Here is a 19,090-nt window from a genome sequence, read left to right on the forward strand (position 1 = left end):
GCCGTGACCGCGAAGCGCACGCCTCTCTATGGCTGGTATGGCGACGATTTCACCGGCTCGACCGATACGCTGGCAACGTTGGCCGAAGGCGGATTTCGGGCCCTGCTTTTCCTAAGCCAGCCGAGCGCCGCACAGCTCGACGCCGCCGGTCCGCTCGACGCGATCGGCATCGCCGGGGCGAGCCGGGCCATGGCGCCGGAGGCGATCACAGCCGAGCTTGCCGAGATCGGGCGCTTCTTCGCCGAACGCGGCGTCGGGCTGATGCACTACAAATGCTGCTCCACCTTCGACAGCGCGCCCCATATCGGCAGCATCGGCGCGGCGGTTGCGGCGCTGAGACCCTTCTTTCCGAACCCGCTCGTGCCGATCCTCGGCGGTCAACCCAATCTCGGGCGCTTCTGCCTGTTCGGAAACCTGTTCGCGGCTGGCGGCGACGGCACGATCCACCGCATCGACCGGCACCCGACGATGAGCCGCCACCCGGTGACGCCGATGGCGGAGGCCGATCTGCGCCGGCATCTTGCCGCGCAAGGCCTCGACGATGTCGGGCTCGTCGACTTCCGTGCCTATGCGGGCCACTCGGTCGCACAGGCCGATGCTCTCTCCAACGGAAACGCGGCCGTTCTCTTCGATGTCGCCGCCGAAGCCGACCTCGGGGCGATCGGCGGATTGCTTGCGACTTCGCTGGAGAATGGGCCGATGCTGGCCGTGGGCGCCAGCTCGGTTGCACGCGCCTTCGCGGCCGGACATCCAAGGGAGGTCTCCGCCGCGCCGGCCGACGAGACCCATCAGCGCGGTGGCGGGCCTTTGCTTGCCCTCGTCGGCAGTCTGTCGCCGGTGACCCGCGCTCAGGTCGAAGCGGCCAGGGGCTATGCGATGCTTCCTGTTCGGCCGGAACGGCTGCTCTCGGACGAAGCCTATGCCGCCCATCTGCGGGCAGCGACCCTTTCCGAGCTTGCCCAAGGTGGCGTGATGCTGGTGACCGAGCAGCCGGCGAGCGCGCCGGCGTCAGCAGCTGAAGTGGCGGGCGCGACCGGGCGGCTGCTTGCCGCGATCATCGCCGAGGCGCGCCTTAGCCGGCTCGTCATCGCAGGTGGCGACACCTCGACCATGGCGATCCGCGCCCTGCCGCTCTGGGGCCTGTCCTATCGCGGACCGTGTGTGCCCGGCGCCCCGCTCTGCCGCGCCCATTCCGACGTTTCCCGCCTCGACGGGCTCGATATCGTGCTGAAAGGCGGGCAGATGGGCCCGCCCGGCTTCTTCAACGACGAAGCACGCGCCTAACCCGGCAGGCAGCCATCGGTGCCGGCACCGCAGACCAGCGCGCAGACCTTCTCGCCGCCGGACAGCTCTAAACGTCTCGACTGGAGTGCCGCCAGCGCCGCCGCGCCCGACAGATCCGCGGCGATGCCGAACTCGAACCAGAGCGACTTCGCCGCCTGTTCCATCTCGGCATCGGTGATCAGCACAATCTCGTCGACATTGCGAGCCACCGCCTCGTAGATCGCCTGGTCGGTCTGGCGGCAGGACATGGTGGCGACGCGGGTCTCCAGCCGGTCGAGCGCGACCAAGCGCCCGGCAGCGAGGCAGGCATGCAAAGTCGGGGAGCCCACAGGCTCGATGCCGATGATCCGCGTCTGCGGGCGCAAAGCCTTCACAGCAGTCGAGAGGCCGGTGATCAAGCCGCCGCCGCCGATGGCGACGAGGATGACGTCGACGTCCGGCATGTCGTCGAGGATATCGAGGCCGAGCGTGCCCTGCCCGGCGACCACGACCGGATCGCTGAAAGGATGGGCATAGGTCGCGCCGGTCTTGGCGGAATGGGCGAGCGCGGCGGCATTGGCGTCGTCCCAGATCGCGCCGACGATATGGACGTCGGCGCCCCAGTCGCGCAGCTTGGCGATCTTGTCCGGCGCGGCATTGGACGGCAGGAAGATCGTCGCGGGCACGCCGAGCACATGGGCCGAGCGCGCGATGGCGAGGCCGTGATTGCCGCCCGAGGCCGTAACGACGCCGCGCGCCAATTCATCCTGCGACAGGGTCAGGAGCCGGTTCATCGCGCCGCGCGCCTTGAAGGAGCCGGCGGCCTGCAGCAATTCGAGCTTCAGCATGACGTCGCCGCCGAAATCGCCGCCGCGCGTCTTCGCATAGGGCAGCATCGGGGTTTTCCGGATGTGGGGCGCGATGCGCTCACGGGCGGCGCGGATCTCGTCGAGCGCGATCATCACAGGGTTCCGCGATAGGGCGCCGCGACGATCAGGCAGCAATTGCCCGGCTTCACGCGGCCGGGTTGGCGACGGCCATAAAGGATGCCGTCGGCGGCGTAGTGCAGCGTCTCGGGCGGGCGCGCCGGGTCCCAGGTGCAGTGGATGCGGCCGGCCGGTTCGCCGGCGCTGACCTTGGTGCCATTGGCGTGGAAGGGCTCGAAGATGCCGTCCGCCGTCGCATAGACGTAAGCGGAGATGCCGGGCAGTTCGAGGATCTGGCCGTCGCCGCGCTTCGGCTCAGGCTTCTCCCTGACGACGACGCCGAGATGGTCGAGCACATTGGCGACGCCGCGCCGGCAGACCGAAAGCGCTTCGAGCGAGACCGTGCCGGCGCCGGCCATCTCCGTGCCGACCGTGACGAGCCCGGCCCGGCAGGCGGCGGCGGTCGCCGTACGGGGCTCGCCGAGATTGCTGATGACGACGGTCATCGGTGCGTCGAAGGCCTGCACGGCGGCGACGTTGCGCTTGTGCAGCGCCGGGTCATCAGTCGGCTCGACGATGGCGCTCGGGATGATGTCGAGCGAGGAGCCGCCCGAATGCAGGTCGAGGAAGGCGTCGCCGATCGGCAGGATATGGTCGCTGACGAAGGCCGAGATCTGCTGGGTGATGGTGCCGCGCGGATCGCCCGGGAAGGTGCGGTTGAAGTTCAGCCCGTCGACCGGCGAGGTGCGTTGACCGGCCATGACGGCATGGACATTGTTCGCCGGCATCAGGATGAGGCGGCCCTGGACGCGGCCGGGATCGAGATCGCGGATCAGATCGCAGATCGTGATCGGGCCCTCGTATTCGTCGCCATGGTTTCCGCCCTCCATGATCACGGTCGGGCCGGCGCCGTTCTTGATCACGGCGATCGGCACGCGCGTCGCGCCCCAGGCATCGTCATGCGGCGAGTGCGGGATCATCAGGAAGCCGGTCTGCTTGCCCTCCCGGTCGAGATCGACGGTGAGGAAGGCGCTGGAGGGGCGCGGGTTCGGCTTGGGGCGGGAGCTGGTCATGGCGGGCTCGATGGGACGTGGCTTGGGAGCCCTCCCCGAGGAGGGGAGGTTCGAGATAAGCCGTCATGCTCGGGCTTGACCCGGGCATCTCTGGCCAAATGAGGTTCCGACCAGCGCCTTCTGGTCCGGAGATTCTCGGGTCTGCGCTACGCTTCGCCTGAGAATGACGGATATCGGCCCGATTAGAGCGTCGGCAGCGGGTCCATTGGCATGTCCAGATATTTGCGGTGCAGCCGGTCGAGCTCGCCGTTCATCGAATTGAAGAAGATGAAGCCGTCGAGCCAGCGCACGAGATTATGTTGGTCCATCTGCACGCCCATATGGGCCGGGCTGCGGCGGATGACGAATTTGCGCTCGAACTCCTTGTTCGGGTTCTGCTTGGCGAGCGCCTGCGCCACGATCGAGTTGGTTGCGAGCAGATCGGCCTGGCCGGTGATGTAGGCCGCCGCTGCCGTCGCGTCGTCCTCGGTCCGCATCAGGCTGGCCTTGGGGGCCGTGGCCGAGATGGCGAGCTCCTGCGTCGTGCCCTTGGCGGCGGCGACACGCGCGGAGCCGATCGTCTCCGGGCTGCTCACCGTCGAATTCTTGGCGCCGTAGACCGCCAGGAAGGTATTGGCGTAGGGCGCCGTGAATTGGATCTGCCGGGCGCGCTCAGGGGTCAGGCCCATCACCGAGATGACGATGTCGACCTTGTCGGTCATCAGGAAGGGGATGCGGTTGGCGCCGGTGATCTGCTGCATCTCCAGCTTCACGCCGAGACCCTTGGCGACCATTTCGGCCATCTCGATGTCGAAGCCGATCGGCTTGCGGTCGGCATCCTGGGCGCCGAAAGGCGGCGCGTCGAGCGGCACGCCGATGCGCACCACGCCCTTGGCCAGGATGTCCTGAAGCTTGTCGGCCTTGGCCTCCGCCGCACCGAAGGCTGCGACCGCCAGGGCGGCTAAACCTGCGAACAATGAACGCATCGTCTTTTCTCCCCTCGTTGATGTCGGTTTGTGCTTCCGCCTCAGTGCAGGACAGCGCTGAGGAAGGTCTGAAGCTCCGGCGTCTTCGGCTCGGCCAGAACGGCAGCGGCCGGGCCCTGCTCGTGGATGCGCCCCTCATGCATGAAGACGACGCGCGAGCCGAAGCGGCGGGCAAAACCCATTTCATGCGTCACCAGGATCATGGTCATGCCTTCCTGCGCGACGGATTCGAGCACCTTGAGGACTTCACCGGTCAGTTCGGGATCGAGGGCGGAGGTGACCTCGTCGAACAGCATCAGCTTCGGCCGCATGGCGAGCGAACGGGCGATGGCGACGCGCTGCTGCTGGCCCCCGGAGAGCTGCGCGGGATAGGCGTCGAGCTTGTCCTCCAGCCCGACGCGGGCGAGCACCTCGCGCGCCACCTCGCGGGCGGCCTGCGGCGCCTGCTTCTTCACGACGCGCGGGGCGAGCGTGATGTTGTCGCAAACCGAGAGATGCGGGAACAGGTTGAAGCTCTGGAAGACGATGCCGACCTCCTGCCGCAGCTTGCGCAGATTGGTCTTGGGATCGTTGACCTGCATGCCGTCGACACGGATCACGCCGGCCTGCACCGGCTCCAGCCCATTGATGCAACGGAGCATCGTGCTCTTGCCCGAGCCGGAGCGGCCGATCACGGCGATGATCTCGCCCTTGGCGACGTCGAGCGTCACATCCTTCAGCACCTGGACGGCACCGTAACTCTTGTTGATCCCATGGATTTCAACGAGCGACATCGAGCTTCCGCTCGATCGAGCGGCTCCATTGCGTGAGGGGGAAGCACATTGCGAAATAGATCGCGGCGACAGTGATGTAGACGGCGAAGGGCTTGTAGGTGCCGGCCGCCGTGAGCTGCCCCTCGCGGGTGATCTCGACAAAGCCGATCACTGCGGCGAGCGAGGTATTCTTGATCAGCTGGACGAGGAAGCCGACCGTCGGCGGGATCGCGACCCGGATCGATTGCGGCACGATGATGTGGCGCAGCTGCTCCCATAGCGAGAGCCCGAGCGAGGCACCGGCCTCCCACTGCGTCTTCGCGATCGAGACCAGTGCGCCGCGCCAGATCTCGCCCAGGAAGGCGCTGCCATAGACCGAGAAGGCGGTCGCGGCGGCAATCCACGGATTGACCGAGATGCCGATCAGCGGCAGGCCGAAGAAGATCACGAACAGCCAGACCAGCAGCGGCGTGCCCTGGACGATGTGGATATAGGCCGCCGAAACCCAGCGCAGCGGCGCGAAGGGCAGGATGCGGGCGATGGCGATGAGGATGCCGATCAGCGAGGCGCCGATGAAGGCGGTGACGGTGAGCGCCAGCGTCCAGCGCGCCGCCGCGATCAGATACATCACATCGATGAGGCCGAATTCGCGGATCATCGCCTGACGAACGCCCAGTAGTAGATGCCCGCGAACAGGCCGCGGAAGGCAATCGCGAGCCCGAGATAGAGCACGCCGATGACGGTGTAGACCTCGAAGTCGCGGAAGGTGCGCGACTGCACGATCGAGGCCGCGTGGAAGAGGTCCTCGACCGAGATCTGCGAGACGACGCTGGTCGCAAGCATCAGCAGCACGAACTGGCTGGCGAGCGCCGGGAACATCGCCTTCAGCGCCGGAAACATCACGACATAGCGGAAAACCTGCAGGCCGGAGAGACCGAGCGAATGGCCGGCTTCGACCTGCGCCTTGGGCACGGCCTCGAGCCCGGCGCGGACGATCTCGGTGGTATAGGCGCCGAGATTGACGACGAGCGCGATGATCGCGGCGGTGAAACCGTCGAGCCTCAGGCCGAAGCTGGGCAGGCCGAAGAAGATCAGGAAGAGCTGCACCAGCAGCGGCGTATTGCGGATGATTTCGACATAGCTGCCGACGATCCGGCGCAGCCAGGCCGGGCCATAGACGCGGGCCGCCGCGCAGGCGATGCCGATGACGAGGCCGCCGATCATCGCCGCGGCGGACAGCAGCAGCGTGACCCAGACGCCGTCGAGGATCGATTCCCAGGCCGCGAAAACGTCACGGAACTGCAGGCCATATTTCATGCCCGGCCGCCTTGCGGCTGTCTCGCAGCGTTGTTCGAACGCGCGATATGATCAGGCCACCGCACCATCCGCCTCCCCTTTACGAGGAGGCTAGGTTTGTTTCTTATTTGATGTCAAGCTTCATATATGAAACAGGAAGATATGAGCGACCTGCCCGACTCCGAGAACGGAGACAAAAGTTCCTACGCGGCGCCCGCGCTGGAGAAGGGGCTCGACATCCTCGAGCTCCTCGCCGAGGTCGGCGAGCCGCTCTCGACGCGCGAGATCGCCGAGCGCCTCGCCCGCTCGAAAAGCGAGATCTTCCGCATGGTCTTCGTGCTGCAGCAGCGCGGCTATCTCGCCCGCGAGGCCGGCACCGACCGCCTCGCCCTGTCACGCCGATTGTTCGACCTCGGCATCCGCACGCCGGGCGGGCGCCAGCTCACCTCGATCGTGCTGCCGCTGATGGAGCGCTTCAGCGAGGATAGCGGGCAGGCCGCGCATCTCGTCGTGCTGAGCCGGGCGCAGACCGTGGTGCTCGCGACCACCTCCGGCCATCTCGACGCCAGCGTCATCGTGCGGCCGGGCTATGGAAGGCCGGCGCTCGATGCGAATTCGGGCCTGCTTATCCTCGCCTTCCAGAGCGAGACCCGGCGCCGGCAATTGATGAAGGAGGCCTCCGAGGCCGACCGCGACAAGCTGGAGAGCGACGAGACCAATCGCATCCTCGCGGAAATCCGCGCCACCGGACATCGCGTCGCGCCGAGCCGCGACATCATGGCGGTGACCGACATCGCCTGCCCGGTGATCGGCCCGAGCGGCCATGCCGAGGCGGCGATCCTCGTGCCCTGCCTGCAGCGGCACGGCATCGCGACCGATGAAGCGGCGATCCTGCTCGCGCTCAAGGCCTCCTGCCGGGAGGCGGGTTCGCAGCTCTCGCTCTGAGAAAGTCCCGATTGAGAACGCCGTTGCGACCAGCGCGAGAGGCCTTGACGGTCGCAGTCTTCGGGTGATCCCCTCCTGCCGAAACAATGGGCTTCGCGTGGCTGCCGACAGCACCGATTCCCGGTCGCCGCCGTTCAAACCATCAGGAGATCGTCATGGAGATCATGCGCGCGGGCTCGCGCCCATCCGGAAAAGGACCGGCCGACTGGTTCACCGGATCGGTCCGGATCGACCCGCTGTTCAATCCGCATGCGCCGGAGCGCGTGCAGGGCGCGAGCGTCACCTTCGAGCCGGGGGCGCGGACGGCCTGGCATACGCATCCCCTCGGCCAGACGCTGATCGTCGTCAGCGGGGTCGGCCGGGTGCAGCGCTGGGGCGGTCCGATCGAGGAGATCCGGCCCGGCGACGTTGTCTGGTTCCCGCCCGGCGAAAAGCACTGGCACGGCGCGGCGCCTTCGACCGGGATGACCCATATCGCCGTTCAGGAAGCCGAGAACGGCAAGGTCGTGGAGTGGCTGGAGCAGGTCTCCGACGACCAGTATGGCGGCTGATGGCCGGCATAGTGGGGCGAAACGATGAAGCCTGAGCTCTCCAGCCTCCTGCGCGAGGCCCGCCACGTTCTGCTCGACACTCCGACGCCGCTTCAGCGGCTGCACCGTTTCGAGGAGAAGCTCGCGCGGCCCGGCATCTACGCCAAGCGCGATGATCTGATGCCGATCGCGCTCGGCGGCAACAAGCTGCGGAGCCTTGAATACTGGCTGGGGGACGCGCTGCGGCAGAAGGCCGATATCCTCCTGGTCGGCGGCGGCGCCAGCTCCAATCTCTGCCGTCTGACGGCCGCGGCGGCCTCGCTCGTCGGGCTCGACTGCCTCGTCCTGCACAATGCGGCCGACACGCAGGAGAACCGCCAGGCCTCCTTCCTCAACCGGCTTTTCGGCGCGGAGTTGCGCTTCCTCGGACCTGTCGATGAAAGCCAGCGCAACGCGGCGCTTGCAGCGGCCGCCTCAGAACTCGCCCGGCAGGGCCGGACGCCCTACATCGTCGGCGATCCCGTGCTGGGCGCGATGGGTTATGTCCGGGCCGCCTTCGAGCTTCACGAGCAGTCGCAAGGTGAAGAAGCCCCGATCAAGCATGTCTTTCTTGCCGGCTCGATGGGGCCGACCGAGGCTGGCTTCCTCTTCGGCAACGCCCTGCTGGGGCACCCCTTCCGCATCCATCTCGTCAGCGTCGAGTATGCGCTGACGGAGCTGGCGGGGCGTGTCCGGGCGATCTACGAGGGCCTGCGGGAGCGAACGGGGCTCGACGTCGACTCGCTGGAGGCCGCGCCCCTGCATTATCACATGGGCTATCTCGGCGACGGCTGGGGCGCCCCGACTCCGGCCTCGGAAGCGGCCATCCTGAGCTTCGCGCGCACCGAGGGCATCCTGATCGAACATGTCTACACCGCGAAGACCTGCGCCTGCTTCCTCGAGCGGCTTGCCGATGGAGGGATTGCCAGCGGCGAGCCCGCTTGCATTCTCCATACCGGCGGCACCGCCGCGCTCTTCTCGCAATTCAGCCTGTTCCGGACGCTGACCTAACGTCGTATCGCTTGACGGGCTTCGGCACCGCTCTATGGTGCCGCTCGATCGAGGTTCTCCGGGTCACGCCCGGAGCTAAGAGGGAATTCGGTGAGGCGCTTCCCGCGCCAATGCCGAGGCTGCCCCCGCAACTGTAAGCGGCGAGCCCTCCGTCCATCGTCCACTGGCGCCCTGCGCCGGGAAGGCCGGGCGGATCAGGCGTCGACCCGTGAGCCAGGAGACCTGCCGCGATCGCAAGGCGTCTTTCGGGCGGGGTGTTCCGGAGGGGTGCGCGTCGGCGGCCGGCTCCAGAGCTGCGCCTTCCGGCCGTATCCATCGAAGCTCCCCCGCCTCATCTCGGAGAGCGATGAATTCCATGTCCATGATCTTCGGCCGGGCCGCCACAAAGGCCGCGACACGCTTGACGCGTCCACGTCGTGCGACCTATGAGAAATGCAACATTGTTACATCTTGTGAACATCGCGCCGAAACCTCCCGGTTTCGCCGACGCGGTGCCCGCGTCAGCCCGGTTGCCCGCATGCGTCCCGCCTTTTCGCTGCTGCCCGCCCTCTTCGCCGCCGTAGCCGGCCTTGTCCTGTTCGCCGCGCCGGTTGCCGCAGCGCCGACGCAATATCCGCTGACGCTGGAGAATTGCCGGGAGACCATCACCTTCAACGCCGCGCCCAAGCGCGTCGTCGCGATCGGCCAGACCCAGACCGAGATTCTCTACGCGCTCGGCCTCGGAGACCGGGTGGTCGGCACCGCCGTCTGGTTCTCGCCGGTGGCCAAGCCCTACGAGGCTATCAACGCCAAGGTGAAGCGCCTCGCCGACAATGATCCGAGCTTCGAGGCGGTGGTCGGGCAGGAGCCCGATCTCGTCACCGCGATGTTCGAATGGCATGTCGGGCCGAACGGCATCGTCGGCAAGCGCGACCAGTTCCACAAGGTGAAGGTGCCGACCTATGTCTCGCCGACCGATTGCGTCGGCAAGGATAATTCCGGCCCCGGCGACGGCGTGCGCAAGCAGATGTTCTCGATGGAGCTGGTCTATCGCAACATCCGCGAGTTCGGGCAGATCTTCGATGTCTCCGACCGGGCCGAGACGCTCGTCGCCGAGCTCAAGGCGCGCGAGGACAGTGCGGTCGAGCAGGTCGCGAAGCTGAAAGCGCAGGACGTCCCCGTCGTCGTCTGGTTCTCCAGCAAGGACATCAAGGGCGACGGCTTCATGGCCGGCAGGAACGGCGTGCCCGCCTATATCCTGTCCAAGCTCGGGGCGCGCAACATCATCACCACCAATGAGGAATGGCCGCTGGTCGGCTGGGAGAGCATCGCCGCCGCCAACCCGGCCGTGATCGTCACCGTGAAGATGGACCGGCGCCGCTTCCCCGCCGACGATATCGAGAAGAAGCTCGCATTCCTGAAGACCGACCCCGTTGCCAGCAAGCTCGACGCGGTGACGAACAACCGCGTCGTGATCATCGACGTGGGCGCGACCCGCGCGGGGCTCGATACGGTCGATGGGATCGAGACGCTCGCCAAGGCGATCGCCAGCTTCGGCCTCACCCCTTGAGCCACGCCGCCCACGGCCCGAACTGGCCGGCGCGGATCGGCATCGCGCTCCTCTCGCTGATGGCGCTCACCGTCTCGGTGGCGCTGGCGGTGACAATCGGCGAGATGGCGATCCCGTTCGATGTCGCACTCAAGGCGCTCGGCAACGGGTTGTTCGATCTCGGCCTGCCGGTCGGCGCGATCCAGCAGGGCGTCATCTTCGACTACCGCCTGAGCCGGGCGCTGATGGCGGGGCTATGCGGCGGGGCGCTGGCGCTGTCGGGCGTGATCCTGCAGGCCCTGCTGCGCAACCCGCTGGCCGAGCCCTATATCCTCGGCATCTCGGCCGGCGCCTCCACCGGCGCCGTCGCGGTGCTGATCCTCGGGGTCGGCATCGGCGGCATGGCGGTCAGCCTGTCGACCGGGGCCTTCATCGGCGCCTGCGCGGCGCTTGCCGTCGTCGCGCTGCTCGCGGCGGGGGCCGGCGGCGCGAGCGACCGCGTCATCCTGGCCGGCGTTGCCGCCTCGCAGCTTTTCAACGCCGCGACCGCAACCATCGTGACGACCCTCGCCAGCGCCGAGCAGGCGCGCGGCGTGATGTTCTGGCTGCTCGGCAATTTCGGCGGGGTGCGCTGGCCTGATCTGTGGATCGCGACCCCGGTCGCGCTGATCGGCTTCGGCGTCTGCATGCTGCACGCCAAGGCGCTCGACGCCTTCGCCTTCGGCGCCGACGCCGCGGCTTCGCTGGGCGTGGCGGTGATGCGTGTGCGGATCGTCCTGTTCGCGACGACCGCCGTGATGACCGCCGCGATGGTCAGCATCGTCGGCACGATCGGCTTCGTCGGCCTCGTCATCCCCCATGCCGCGCGCTTCCTCGTCGGCTCGGGCCATGCCCGGCTGCTGCCGGCCAGTCTCGTCATCGGCGCCATCTTCATGATCCTCGCCGATATCCTCTCGCGCGTGCTGGTGCCGCAGCAGGTCCTGCCGATCGGCGTGGTCACCGCGCTGTTCGGGGCACCGGCCTTCGCGCTGATCCTCTACCGCGCCCGGAAGCCGGCATGACGCTCGCAACCCAAGATGTGCGCTGGGGCGCCGCCGGACGGATGATCGTCGACGGCGTGACGCTTCATGCCGCTCCCGGCCGCATCCTCGGCCTGATCGGCCCCAACGGCTCGGGCAAATCGAGCCTACTCCGGCTGCTCTGCCGATTGCGCAACGTGGCGAGCGGCGTCGTGACGCTCGATGCGCGCGACATCGCCGCCGTGCCGCGCCGCGAATTGGCGCGCCGGCTCGCCTTCGTCGAACAGCAGGCCACGACCGAGATCCAGCTCTCGGTCTGCGACGTGGTGCGGCTCGGCCGCACGCCGCATCGCGCCGCGCTCGCCTCCTGGGCCGCTGCGGACGAGGCCGCCGTCAACGAGGCGCTCGCCCGCGTCGGGCTCGCCGAGAGGCACGAGCAGCTCTGGCACACGCTATCGGGCGGGGAGCGCCAGCGTGTCCACATCGCCCGGGCGCTGGCGCAGGAGCCGAGCGAGCTGATCCTCGACGAGCCGACCAACCATCTCGACATCCAGCACCAGCTCTCGATTCTGACGCTGATCCGGCGGCTCGGCATCACCTGCATCGTCGCGCTGCACGATCTCAACCTCGCCGCGCTGTTCTGCGACGAGATCGCGCTGCTGCATCACGGGCGCCTGCTGGTTGCGGGCGCTCCGGAATCTGTGCTGACGGAGGAGACGATCCGCGAAGTCTTCGGTGTCGCCGTGGCGATCCGGCCGGGCACCACCGGACGCCGCCATATCGAGTATCTGGTCGATCTGGAGCGCGGCGAAGCGGGCGCGTGACGGCCGGCACCAATATGCCACAGGTCTTGCACCCCGCTCACGAGCCGGAGGTCTTGCCTCCGGGATGCACAGCCTCTTCGGCATAGCGCGCGACCAGCTGCTTCTGGATCTCCGTCTCCGGCCCCGAGCCGGCGGCGGCGATGGCTGCGACCGCGTCGGCACCACTCAGGCCGAGCGCAACCAGGATACAGGTCGCGACCATGCCGGTCCGGCCGATGCCGGCGGCGCAGTGAACAAACAGCTGCCTGCCCGCTTCGAGATCGCGAGCAGCCTGTTCGGCGAGAGCCTTCAGGCCGCCGCCATCATCGGGAACGCCGAAATCGCCGATCGGGAAGCATGTGACGGGGATGCCGAGGTCGGACTGCCGCGCGGCGTAGTCCGGCGCCTTCAGCTCGATCTCCTCGAAGGGCGTCAGGCAGATGATGCGGGCGATGCCTTGCCGGGCCAGATCGGCCAGATCGTCCCCCAGCGGCCGCAGCCTGCCCGGCATCGGCCCGAGCCAGAGGCCACCGGCGATCGCCGCCGGCAGGTCGACGCGTCGCATGAAACCCGTTCGGGTGCTGATCATCGCAGCCTCCCCTGCTTATCGCTCAGGCGAGCAGCGCCTTCGCCTGAACAGCCATGACCTTCTCCTCATTAGCCGGGATCACCAGAACCTTGAAATCGCCGAGGAAGGTGAGGCGATCGAGGATCGCGCTACGGACCGGCGCGGCATGTTCGCCGATGCCGCCGGTGAAGACCAGGCCATCGATGCCGCCCATCGCCGCCGCCATCGCCGCGCTGAACTGCGCGACCTTCAGCGTGAAATAATCGAGGGCGAAGCGCGCGCGGGGATCGTCGCTGTTCAGCAGTGTCTCGACGTCGTTGGAGAGGCCGGAGAGGCCGAGCAGGCCGGAGCGCTCATAGAGCGCGTTCGAAACCTCCTCCGCATTCATGCCCAGGCTCTGGAACATGTAAAGCACCGCTCCGGCGTCGAGCGCGCCGCAGCGCGTACCCATCGGCAGCCCGTCGAGCGCCGTCATGCCCATGGTCGTGTCGATGCTGCGGCCATCGCGGATAGCGCAGAGGCTCGCGCCATTGCCGAGATGGGCAGCAACGACGCGGCCGGCATGGAGGTCGGGATGCCGCTCGGCCAGCACCATCTCCAGCCATTGATAGGAGAGACCGTGGAAGCCGTAGCGGCGGATGCCCTTGTCGCGCAGTCCCTGTTCGAGCGCGAAGTTGTGGGTCAGCGCATCGTGCCGGGCATGGAAGGCCGTGTCGAAGCAGGCGATATTGGGCACGTCGCCCATCAGGCGCCAGGCGGCGGCGACTGCGGCGAGGTTGTGCGGCTGATGCAGTGGCGCCAGCGGCGAGAGCGCCTCCAGCGCGGCAAAGATCTCGGGCGTGACCACGACCGGATCGACATAGCGCTCGCCGCCATGGGCGATGCGGTGGGCGACCGCCTGCATCCGCCAGCCATCGTCATGGCGGTCGACGAAGGCGAGGACGGCGGAGAGCGCCGTATCGTGGTCGCAGGCCTGCGGCAGCGCGATGCGCTCGCGCGGGCCGTCCGCGAGGCCTGCATCCATGGCCGGCTCCGGCTCGCCGAGACGCACCGCCTTGCCGCGCGCGAGCACGCTAAGGTCGTCGCTGCGGAAAACCTGAAATTTCAGGCTGGATGAGCCGGCGTTGAGGACGAGGATGGTATCGATCACTTGAGCCGCCCCGTGCGCCGCGCATCAGCCAGAAGAACCGCCAGGACGCAGGAGAGTAGGCGCGCCCGCAGATTGTCGGCCCGGCTCGTCAGGATGATCGGGACACGCGCGCCAAGCACGATCCCGGCCGCATCGGCGCCGCCGAGGAAGGTGAGCTGTTTGGCCAGCATGTTGCCGGCCTCGATCTCGGGCACGAGCAGGATGTCGGCATGGCCGGCAACGGCCGAGACGATGCCCTTCTCCTTCGCCGCTTCCGCGCTGATGGCGTTATCGAAGGCGAGCGGCCCGTCGACGATGGCGTCGGTGATCTGGCCTCGATCAGCCATCTTCGAAAGCGCGGCAGCATCGAGCGTCGCTGTCATGCGCGGGTTCACGGTCTCGACGGCCGCCAGCACCGCGACCTTCGGCAACTCGTCGATGCCGTTCAGCGCGACATGCCAGAGATTGACGGCGTTCTGGACGATGTCCGCCTTGGCGGCGAGATCGGGCGAGATGTTGACCGCGGCGTCGGTGATGATGAAGGGCTTGGGATAGCTCTCGATGTGCATCACGAAGGCATGGGAGATTCGCCGCTCGGTCCGCAGGCCGGAATCGGCGTGCACGACCGCGCCCAGCAGTTCGTCGGTGTGCAGCGAACCCTTCATCAGAGCCTCGAGCTCGCCGGCGGCGGCCAGCGATACCGCCTTCGCCGCCGCCTGATGGCTGTGCTCGGTGTCGATGACCTGCCAAGGCGAGATGTCGATGCCGGCCTCCTGCGCGGCGGCATGGATGCGCGCGGCCGGGCCGATCAGCACGGGATCGATGAGCTGCTCGGCCACCGCGTCGGCCACCGCCGCGATCACATTGGCCTTGACGGGATGCACCACCCCGGTCCGCACCGCCGGGAGATCCTCGCAACGGCCTAGCGCGAGGCGGAAATATTCGGTGGAGGTTAGCGTCGTCATGGCACCTCTCTAGCTCTGCGCGGCGATCCAGCGGGCGATTCCGGGCCAGGTTTCGCCAAGCGTCTTGCGGCCCATGAACAGGCCGATATGGCCGCCGGGCACCAGCTTCTTCTCGATCTTCTTCTTCGGCGTGCCGACGAGGTCCTCCGCCGCGAAAACCTGCTCGTGGGTGGTGATGTCGTCCCCGGCGCCAGCCAGGAGATAGACCGGACAGGTCACGTCCTTCAGGCTCAGGCGCCGGCCCAGCCCGACGAACTCGCCCTTGGCGAAGCGGTTGTCCTTGAAGATCTGCTCGATGGCCTGGAGGTAGTAGACGCCGGGCAGGTCGAGCGGGTTCTCGTACCAGGCCGCGAAGGTCTCGGTCCGGTCGAGATAGTTCTTGTCGGCGATGTTCTGGTAGAGCCGGACGTACTTGTCGACGTAGTGCTCGTCGGGATGCATGTTCTTCCAGCCCGCCAGCATGAAGCGCCCCGGCATCAGGCCCCGCCCCGTCCGGACCATGGCGCGATAGCTCTTCAGCGGCATGGTCTTCGCCATGCGCTTGATCGGCCCGTCGCCGGCATCGGCGTCGATCGGCGCGCCGGCCAGCACCAGCGACTTGACCTTGTGCGGGAAGCGGGAGGCCAGCATCGCGCTCAGCCAGCCGCCCTGGCAGAGGCCGACCAGATGCACGACGCCGCCGAGATCGTCGATCGCGGCGTTGAGCTCGGCCAGATAGGTGTCGATGCTGAAATAGCGCATCTCCTGCGTCGCCGGCTTCCAGTCGGTGACGAGGACGTGTTCGAGGCCGTTCGCGAGCAGCGTCTCGACGAGGCTCTGCCCCTTATCGTAGTCGGCGATGGTCGCGCTGTGCCCGGCATAGGGCGCGTCGACCAGAACGGGAATACCATCCGAGCCGGCCTTCCCGAATTCGCGCAAGGACATCGTCGGCAGGTCGAGGCGGACGGTGTGTGGCGTCGCCCAGCCCGGCGGCGGCGGCCGGGTGATCTTCACTGCTTCGGAGAGAAAATCGAGATTGCGCTCCGTCAGGCGCAAGGCGGCGTCGACAGGCCAGAACCAGGGCAGGCTGAGCTCGTCGGAACCGCTCGCCGGCTGGTGAGRTGGCATTGTCGCGTTCGGGCTGCTTGCCATGGTCGAAACATCCGTTTTCTCGATCACATTCGGAAGGTAGGCAGCCGATCTTGCCGAGGCAACCGCGACAGCCTTGCGACAGGTCAAAGCCCTTCCGCGATTCGCGGCGCCGGAGCGGCCTCCGCAGTCGGGCGCCGCGCCATAGGGCCCACCAGCGTGCGCAGGGCGTTGAGGATGACGGCGATGTCGATGCCCTGCTGCAGGAACGCGCCGACGACCGGCGGAATGTAACCGAAGGCGGCGAAGACCATGGCGATCCCGGACAGGCCGAGGCCGACGACGATGCTTTGCTGCGCGATCGCCCGCGTCCGCTGCGCGATCACGACCGCTTCCGCGACCCGGTCGATCCGGTCGACGAGGATCACCACGTCGGCCGCTTCGGAGGAGGCCGTCGCACCCCGGGCGCCCATCGCCACGCCGACATCCGCAGCCGCTAGCGCCGGCGCATCGTTCAAGCCATCCCCGACCATCATCGTCGGCCGGCGAGCCTTCTCCGCGGCGATGGCAGCAACCTTTTGGGCGGGGCTGCACTCGGCCTTGACGTCGTCGATAGCGAGGTGGGCGGCAACCTCCGCCGCCGTGCCGGCATCGTCGCCCGTGACCATCAGGATGCGATCGACCCCGGCACCATGCAGCCGATCCAGCGTCTCGCGCGCGTCGGGCCGCACCGCATCCGCCATGGCGAGAAAGCCGACGAATTGCCCGTCTATGGCGACGAAGACGGCAAGCGCGGCGGCCCCGTCGAGGCCCGCCTGTGCCGTCCGCGCCCAACTCGGGAGCGGCTCGTCTCCCAGGACGAGATTGCGCGAGCCGGCGCGGACATGCCTGCCGTTCACGACGCCTTCGAGGCCCGAGCCCCGATATTCCCGCACCTCGGTTGGCTGCGACAGGGGCAGCGCCTTCTGGCGCGCCAGCGCGACCAGGGTCTCGGCGAGCACATGATGCGAGGCCTGTTCGAGCGAGGCGACGAGACGAAGGATCTCGGCCGCTTCGACATCTGGCGCCGCCTCCAGCGCCACCAGCCGAGCTCCGCCCTCGGTCAGTGTACCCGTCTTGTCGAAGATCGCCGTGCGGACTTGCCCGAGCGCCTCGATGGCCGAGCTGCCCTTCATCAGGATGCCGGCACGGGCAGCGCGCGAGACGCCGCCGATGAAGGCGACCGGCGCCGCGAGGATCAGCGGGCAGGGCGTGGCGACGACGAGCACGGCGAGGGCGCGGATCGGATCGCCCGACAGCCACCAGGCGAGGCCGGCGACGACCAGGGTCGCCGGCAGCAGCAGCAGCGCGAAGCGATCGGCCATGCGGATGAAGGGGGCCTTCGCTGTCTGCGCCGCCTCGACCATGCGGACGATACCGGCATAGGTGCTCTCACGCGCCGGCGCCGAAGCGCGGTAGCGGAACGCCTCGCCGGCGTTGACTGTGCCACTGCGCAGCGCCTCGCCCTTCGCTTTCGCCTCGGGCAGCGGCTCGCCGGTGACCGCGGATTCGTCGAGCCGGGCCTCGGCATCGAGAAGCTCGCCATCCACCGGCAGCATCTCGCCCGCCCGCACCAGCAGCTCGTCGCCAACCGCCACCTCCTCCGCAGCGATATCGACGAGCCCGTCCGCGTCCTGCCGGTGGGCGATGCGCGGTGTCCGGTCGCGCAGCGACCTGAGTTCGCGCTCCGCCTTTCCGCGCGCATAATCCTCGAGCAGGTTGCCGCCGGAATACATCATGGCGACGACCGCTCCGGCAAGCGGCTCGCCCATCGCGATCGACGCGATCATCGCGACGAGCGCGATCGCATCCACGCCGAGCCGCCCGGCCAGCATGTCGCGGAGCATCGAGACCGCCAGCGCAACCGCCACGGGGATGGTGGCCGCCGTCCAGATCAGGTCCGGCGACCATGCGCTGCCGACACTGCCTACGATCAATCCAGCGATGGCACCGGCCAAGGCGATGGCGAACAGGCTCAGATGGACGACCATCTCACGCATCGACGCTGCTCCCGTTCCGCCTCTGCCCGGTGCGCCTCAAGCGAAAATCACCTTGCGGAACCGGGCGAGCGCGAAGGCGAAATAGGCCGCGCCGATCGCAACGATCTTGGCAATCTCCGGCCAGACCACGTCGAACCCCGCGCCGCGATAGAGCACGCCTTGCGAGAAGGAGACGAAATGCGGCGTCGGGCTGAAGATCCGCATGATCCATTGCAGCCAGACCGGCATGCTCTCCATCGGGGTCGTCGCGCCGGACAGGAGCTGCGTGACCACGAAGACCGGGATTGCGAGAAGGCCGAACTGTCCCATCGTCGTCGCCAGCGTGCCGAGCAGGATACCGAGCGCCGCGACGGAAAAGGCATATATCGCCGTCCCCAGCACAAAGAGCAGGAGCGAGCCGGCGATCGGCACACCGAGCGCCCCTTCGACGATGAAGACGAGCGAGGCGACCGCCGCGACCAGGATGACCAGGGCGTTCGCCACCATCTTGGCAAGCATGATCTCGACCGGCGTAACCGGCATTACCAGGAGATGCTCGACCGTTCCCTGTTCGCGCTCGCGAATCAGTGCCGCACCGGTCAGGATGATGGTCAGCAGCGTGACGTTGTTGAGCACCTGCATCACCGAGCTGAACCAGCCGGAATCGAGATTGGGGTTGAAGCGCGCCCGCACCACGAGATTGATCGGCAGCGTGGTCGTCGTCTCGCGCCCGGCCTGCCGGTTCGCGATCTCCTGCGCGATGATCTGCTGGATATAGACCGCGCCATTGCCGGCCTGACTCATCGCAGTGGCATCAATGTTGAGCTGCAGCGTCGCGGCTCGCCCCGCCTGCAGGTCGGCCTGGAACCTGGGCGGAATCTCGAGCACGAAAACGAGCCGGCCGGAATTCATCTCGGCATCGATCTCGTTGGCGGCGATGCGCTTCGAGACCTTGAAGAGCGGGGGGTTGAAGGCGCCGAGCAGCGTGCGCGAGAACTCCGACTGGTCCTCGTCGACGATGCCAATGGTGAGGTCGCGCGCCTCGAGCTTCCCCCCGGTTGCGACCGAGTAGACGGCGATAGTGAAGGTGTAGACCACGAGCACGAGCATGATCGGATCGGCCCGCAGGCTGCGCAGCTCCTTCACGACCAGGCGCAGGATGTTCTGAAGGTGGATGACGAGCGCGGCCATC

At 67.6% G+C, this 19,090-nt stretch carries 19 protein-coding genes and 1 riboswitch; of the genes, 7 read left to right on the forward strand and 12 right to left on the reverse strand.

Features of this window, described 5'->3' with window-relative positions; translation table 11 throughout:
* The first annotated feature begins 3 nt into the window (after positions 1–3).
* Complete coding sequence (locus AC1DDA_RS14495) at positions 4–1,284, forward strand: four-carbon acid sugar kinase family protein (protein ID WP_476796262.1); 1,281 nt, start codon at positions 4–6, stop codon at positions 1,282–1,284.
* Here AC1DDA_RS14495 and AC1DDA_RS14500 read toward each other — a convergent pair.
* From AC1DDA_RS14500 to AC1DDA_RS14525, 6 genes are all read right to left on the reverse strand, one after another.
* On the reverse strand, positions 1,281–2,225 hold the full coding sequence (locus AC1DDA_RS14500; protein WP_476796263.1) for a threonine ammonia-lyase: 945 nt from the start codon (positions 2,223–2,225) through the stop codon (positions 1,281–1,283). The genes AC1DDA_RS14495 and AC1DDA_RS14500 overlap by 4 nt on opposite strands.
* Complete coding sequence (locus tag AC1DDA_RS14505) at positions 2,225–3,262, reverse strand: succinylglutamate desuccinylase/aspartoacylase family protein (protein ID WP_441509482.1); 1,038 nt, start codon at positions 3,260–3,262, stop codon at positions 2,225–2,227. The genes AC1DDA_RS14500 and AC1DDA_RS14505 overlap by 1 nt, the downstream gene beginning before the upstream one ends.
* 182 nt (positions 3,263–3,444) lie before the next feature.
* Positions 3,445–4,227, reverse strand: a complete 783-nt coding sequence (locus tag AC1DDA_RS14510; RefSeq protein WP_476796264.1) for a transporter substrate-binding domain-containing protein — start codon at positions 4,225–4,227, stop codon at positions 3,445–3,447.
* 41 nt (positions 4,228–4,268) lie between these two features.
* Entirely contained in the window at positions 4,269–5,000 is a 732-nt protein-coding gene (locus AC1DDA_RS14515; RefSeq protein WP_476796265.1) for an amino acid ABC transporter ATP-binding protein, read from the reverse strand.
* A complete protein-coding gene (locus AC1DDA_RS14520) occupies positions 4,987–5,637 on the reverse strand; it encodes an amino acid ABC transporter permease (protein ID WP_476796266.1) in 651 nt (216 codons plus the stop codon). Before AC1DDA_RS14520 ends, AC1DDA_RS14515 begins: the two co-directional genes overlap by 14 nt.
* On the reverse strand, positions 5,634–6,296 hold the full coding sequence (locus AC1DDA_RS14525; RefSeq protein ID WP_476796267.1) for an amino acid ABC transporter permease: 663 nt from the start codon (positions 6,294–6,296) through the stop codon (positions 5,634–5,636). Before AC1DDA_RS14525 ends, AC1DDA_RS14520 begins: the two co-directional genes overlap by 4 nt.
* A 141-nt stretch (positions 6,297–6,437) precedes the next feature.
* On the opposite strand from AC1DDA_RS14525, the gene AC1DDA_RS14530 reads away from it, so the two are divergent.
* From AC1DDA_RS14530 to AC1DDA_RS14555, 6 genes are all read left to right on the forward strand, one after another.
* A complete protein-coding gene (locus tag AC1DDA_RS14530; RefSeq protein WP_476796268.1) occupies positions 6,438–7,220 on the forward strand; it encodes an IclR family transcriptional regulator in 783 nt (260 codons plus the stop codon).
* Positions 7,221–7,375: 155 nt separating this feature from the next.
* Positions 7,376–7,771 (forward strand): (R)-mandelonitrile lyase, encoded by a 396-nt coding sequence (locus AC1DDA_RS14535; RefSeq protein WP_441509488.1) that lies wholly within the window; start codon positions 7,376–7,378, stop codon positions 7,769–7,771.
* A 24-nt stretch (positions 7,772–7,795) separates the two neighbouring features.
* A complete protein-coding gene (locus AC1DDA_RS14540; RefSeq protein WP_476796269.1) occupies positions 7,796–8,800 on the forward strand; it encodes a 1-aminocyclopropane-1-carboxylate deaminase/D-cysteine desulfhydrase in 1,005 nt (334 codons plus the stop codon).
* Positions 8,801–8,834: 34 nt separating this feature from the next.
* Positions 8,835–9,044: riboswitch (cobalamin riboswitch) on the forward strand.
* A gap of 273 nt (positions 9,045–9,317) precedes the next feature.
* Positions 9,318–10,349 (forward strand): ABC transporter substrate-binding protein, encoded by a 1,032-nt coding sequence (locus tag AC1DDA_RS14545; protein WP_476796270.1) that lies wholly within the window; start codon positions 9,318–9,320, stop codon positions 10,347–10,349.
* Positions 10,350–10,408: 59 nt separating this feature from the next.
* A complete protein-coding gene (locus AC1DDA_RS14550) occupies positions 10,409–11,389 on the forward strand; it encodes a FecCD family ABC transporter permease (protein WP_476796537.1) in 981 nt (326 codons plus the stop codon).
* The gene (locus tag AC1DDA_RS14555) at positions 11,386–12,171 is read left to right on the forward strand and encodes an ABC transporter ATP-binding protein (protein ID WP_476796271.1); all 786 of its coding nucleotides are present in this window, start codon (positions 11,386–11,388) and stop codon (positions 12,169–12,171) included. Before AC1DDA_RS14550 ends, AC1DDA_RS14555 begins: the two co-directional genes overlap by 4 nt.
* A gap of 37 nt (positions 12,172–12,208) precedes the next feature.
* Here the strand turns inward: AC1DDA_RS14555 and AC1DDA_RS14560 are convergent, their stop codons facing one another.
* From AC1DDA_RS14560 to AC1DDA_RS14585, 6 genes are all read right to left on the reverse strand, one after another.
* Positions 12,209–12,739, reverse strand: coding sequence for a protein-tyrosine phosphatase family protein (locus AC1DDA_RS14560; protein ID WP_476796272.1), 531 nt, complete (start codon positions 12,737–12,739; stop codon positions 12,209–12,211).
* Between the two features lie 22 nt (positions 12,740–12,761).
* Positions 12,762–13,868 (reverse strand): acetate/propionate family kinase, encoded by a 1,107-nt coding sequence (locus AC1DDA_RS14565; RefSeq protein ID WP_476796273.1) that lies wholly within the window; start codon positions 13,866–13,868, stop codon positions 12,762–12,764.
* Positions 13,865–14,812: a bifunctional enoyl-CoA hydratase/phosphate acetyltransferase gene (locus AC1DDA_RS14570; RefSeq protein ID WP_476796274.1), complete on the reverse strand. Its 948-nt coding sequence runs from the start codon at positions 14,810–14,812 to the stop codon at positions 13,865–13,867. Before AC1DDA_RS14570 ends, AC1DDA_RS14565 begins: the two co-directional genes overlap by 4 nt.
* Before the next feature lie 9 nt (positions 14,813–14,821).
* Positions 14,822–15,943, reverse strand: a complete 1,122-nt coding sequence (locus AC1DDA_RS14575) for an alpha/beta fold hydrolase (protein WP_476796275.1) — start codon at positions 15,941–15,943, stop codon at positions 14,822–14,824.
* A gap of 83 nt (positions 15,944–16,026) precedes the next feature.
* Entirely contained in the window at positions 16,027–17,919 is a 1,893-nt protein-coding gene (locus AC1DDA_RS14580) for a heavy metal translocating P-type ATPase (RefSeq protein ID WP_476796276.1), read from the reverse strand.
* 36 nt (positions 17,920–17,955) lie between these two features.
* Positions 17,956–19,089 (reverse strand): ABC transporter permease, encoded by a 1,134-nt coding sequence (locus tag AC1DDA_RS14585; protein ID WP_476796277.1) that lies wholly within the window; start codon positions 19,087–19,089, stop codon positions 17,956–17,958.
* Between the last annotated feature and the right edge of the window lies 1 nt (position 19,090).

The organism is Allobosea sp. 10N428 (assembly GCF_056394545.1).

What these genes read in the sequence shown, in the direction of transcription:
- AC1DDA_RS14555 (WP_476796271.1), top strand. Translation starts at nt 11,386, where the DNA reads ATGACGCTCGCAACCCAAGATGTGCGCTGGGGCGCCGCCGGACGGATG.
- AC1DDA_RS14580 (WP_476796276.1), bottom strand. Translation starts at nt 17,919, where the DNA reads ATGCGTGAGATGGTCGTCCATCTGAGCCTGTTCGCCATCGCCTTGGCC.
- AC1DDA_RS14550 (WP_476796537.1), top strand. Translation starts at nt 10,409, where the DNA reads ATGGCGCTCACCGTCTCGGTGGCGCTGGCGGTGACAATCGGCGAGATG.
- AC1DDA_RS14515 (WP_476796265.1), bottom strand. Translation starts at nt 5,000, where the DNA reads ATGTCGCTCGTTGAAATCCATGGGATCAACAAGAGTTACGGTGCCGTC.
- AC1DDA_RS14530 (WP_476796268.1), top strand. Translation starts at nt 6,438, where the DNA reads ATGAGCGACCTGCCCGACTCCGAGAACGGAGACAAAAGTTCCTACGCG.
- AC1DDA_RS14570 (WP_476796274.1), bottom strand. Translation starts at nt 14,812, where the DNA reads ATGACGACGCTAACCTCCACCGAATATTTCCGCCTCGCGCTAGGCCGT.
- AC1DDA_RS14535 (WP_441509488.1), top strand. Translation starts at nt 7,376, where the DNA reads ATGGAGATCATGCGCGCGGGCTCGCGCCCATCCGGAAAAGGACCGGCC.
- AC1DDA_RS14505 (WP_441509482.1), bottom strand. Translation starts at nt 3,262, where the DNA reads ATGACCAGCTCCCGCCCCAAGCCGAACCCGCGCCCCTCCAGCGCCTTC.
- AC1DDA_RS14510 (WP_476796264.1), bottom strand. Translation starts at nt 4,227, where the DNA reads ATGCGTTCATTGTTCGCAGGTTTAGCCGCCCTGGCGGTCGCAGCCTTC.
- AC1DDA_RS14585 (WP_476796277.1), bottom strand. Translation starts at nt 19,089, where the DNA reads ATGGCCGCGCTCGTCATCCACCTTCAGAACATCCTGCGCCTGGTCGTG.
- AC1DDA_RS14525 (WP_476796267.1), bottom strand. Translation starts at nt 6,296, where the DNA reads ATGAAATATGGCCTGCAGTTCCGTGACGTTTTCGCGGCCTGGGAATCG.
- AC1DDA_RS14560 (WP_476796272.1), bottom strand. Translation starts at nt 12,739, where the DNA reads ATGATCAGCACCCGAACGGGTTTCATGCGACGCGTCGACCTGCCGGCG.
- AC1DDA_RS14520 (WP_476796266.1), bottom strand. Translation starts at nt 5,637, where the DNA reads ATGATCCGCGAATTCGGCCTCATCGATGTGATGTATCTGATCGCGGCG.
- AC1DDA_RS14540 (WP_476796269.1), top strand. Translation starts at nt 7,796, where the DNA reads ATGAAGCCTGAGCTCTCCAGCCTCCTGCGCGAGGCCCGCCACGTTCTG.
- AC1DDA_RS14545 (WP_476796270.1), top strand. Translation starts at nt 9,318, where the DNA reads ATGCGTCCCGCCTTTTCGCTGCTGCCCGCCCTCTTCGCCGCCGTAGCC.
- AC1DDA_RS14500 (WP_476796263.1), bottom strand. Translation starts at nt 2,225, where the DNA reads ATGATCGCGCTCGACGAGATCCGCGCCGCCCGTGAGCGCATCGCGCCC.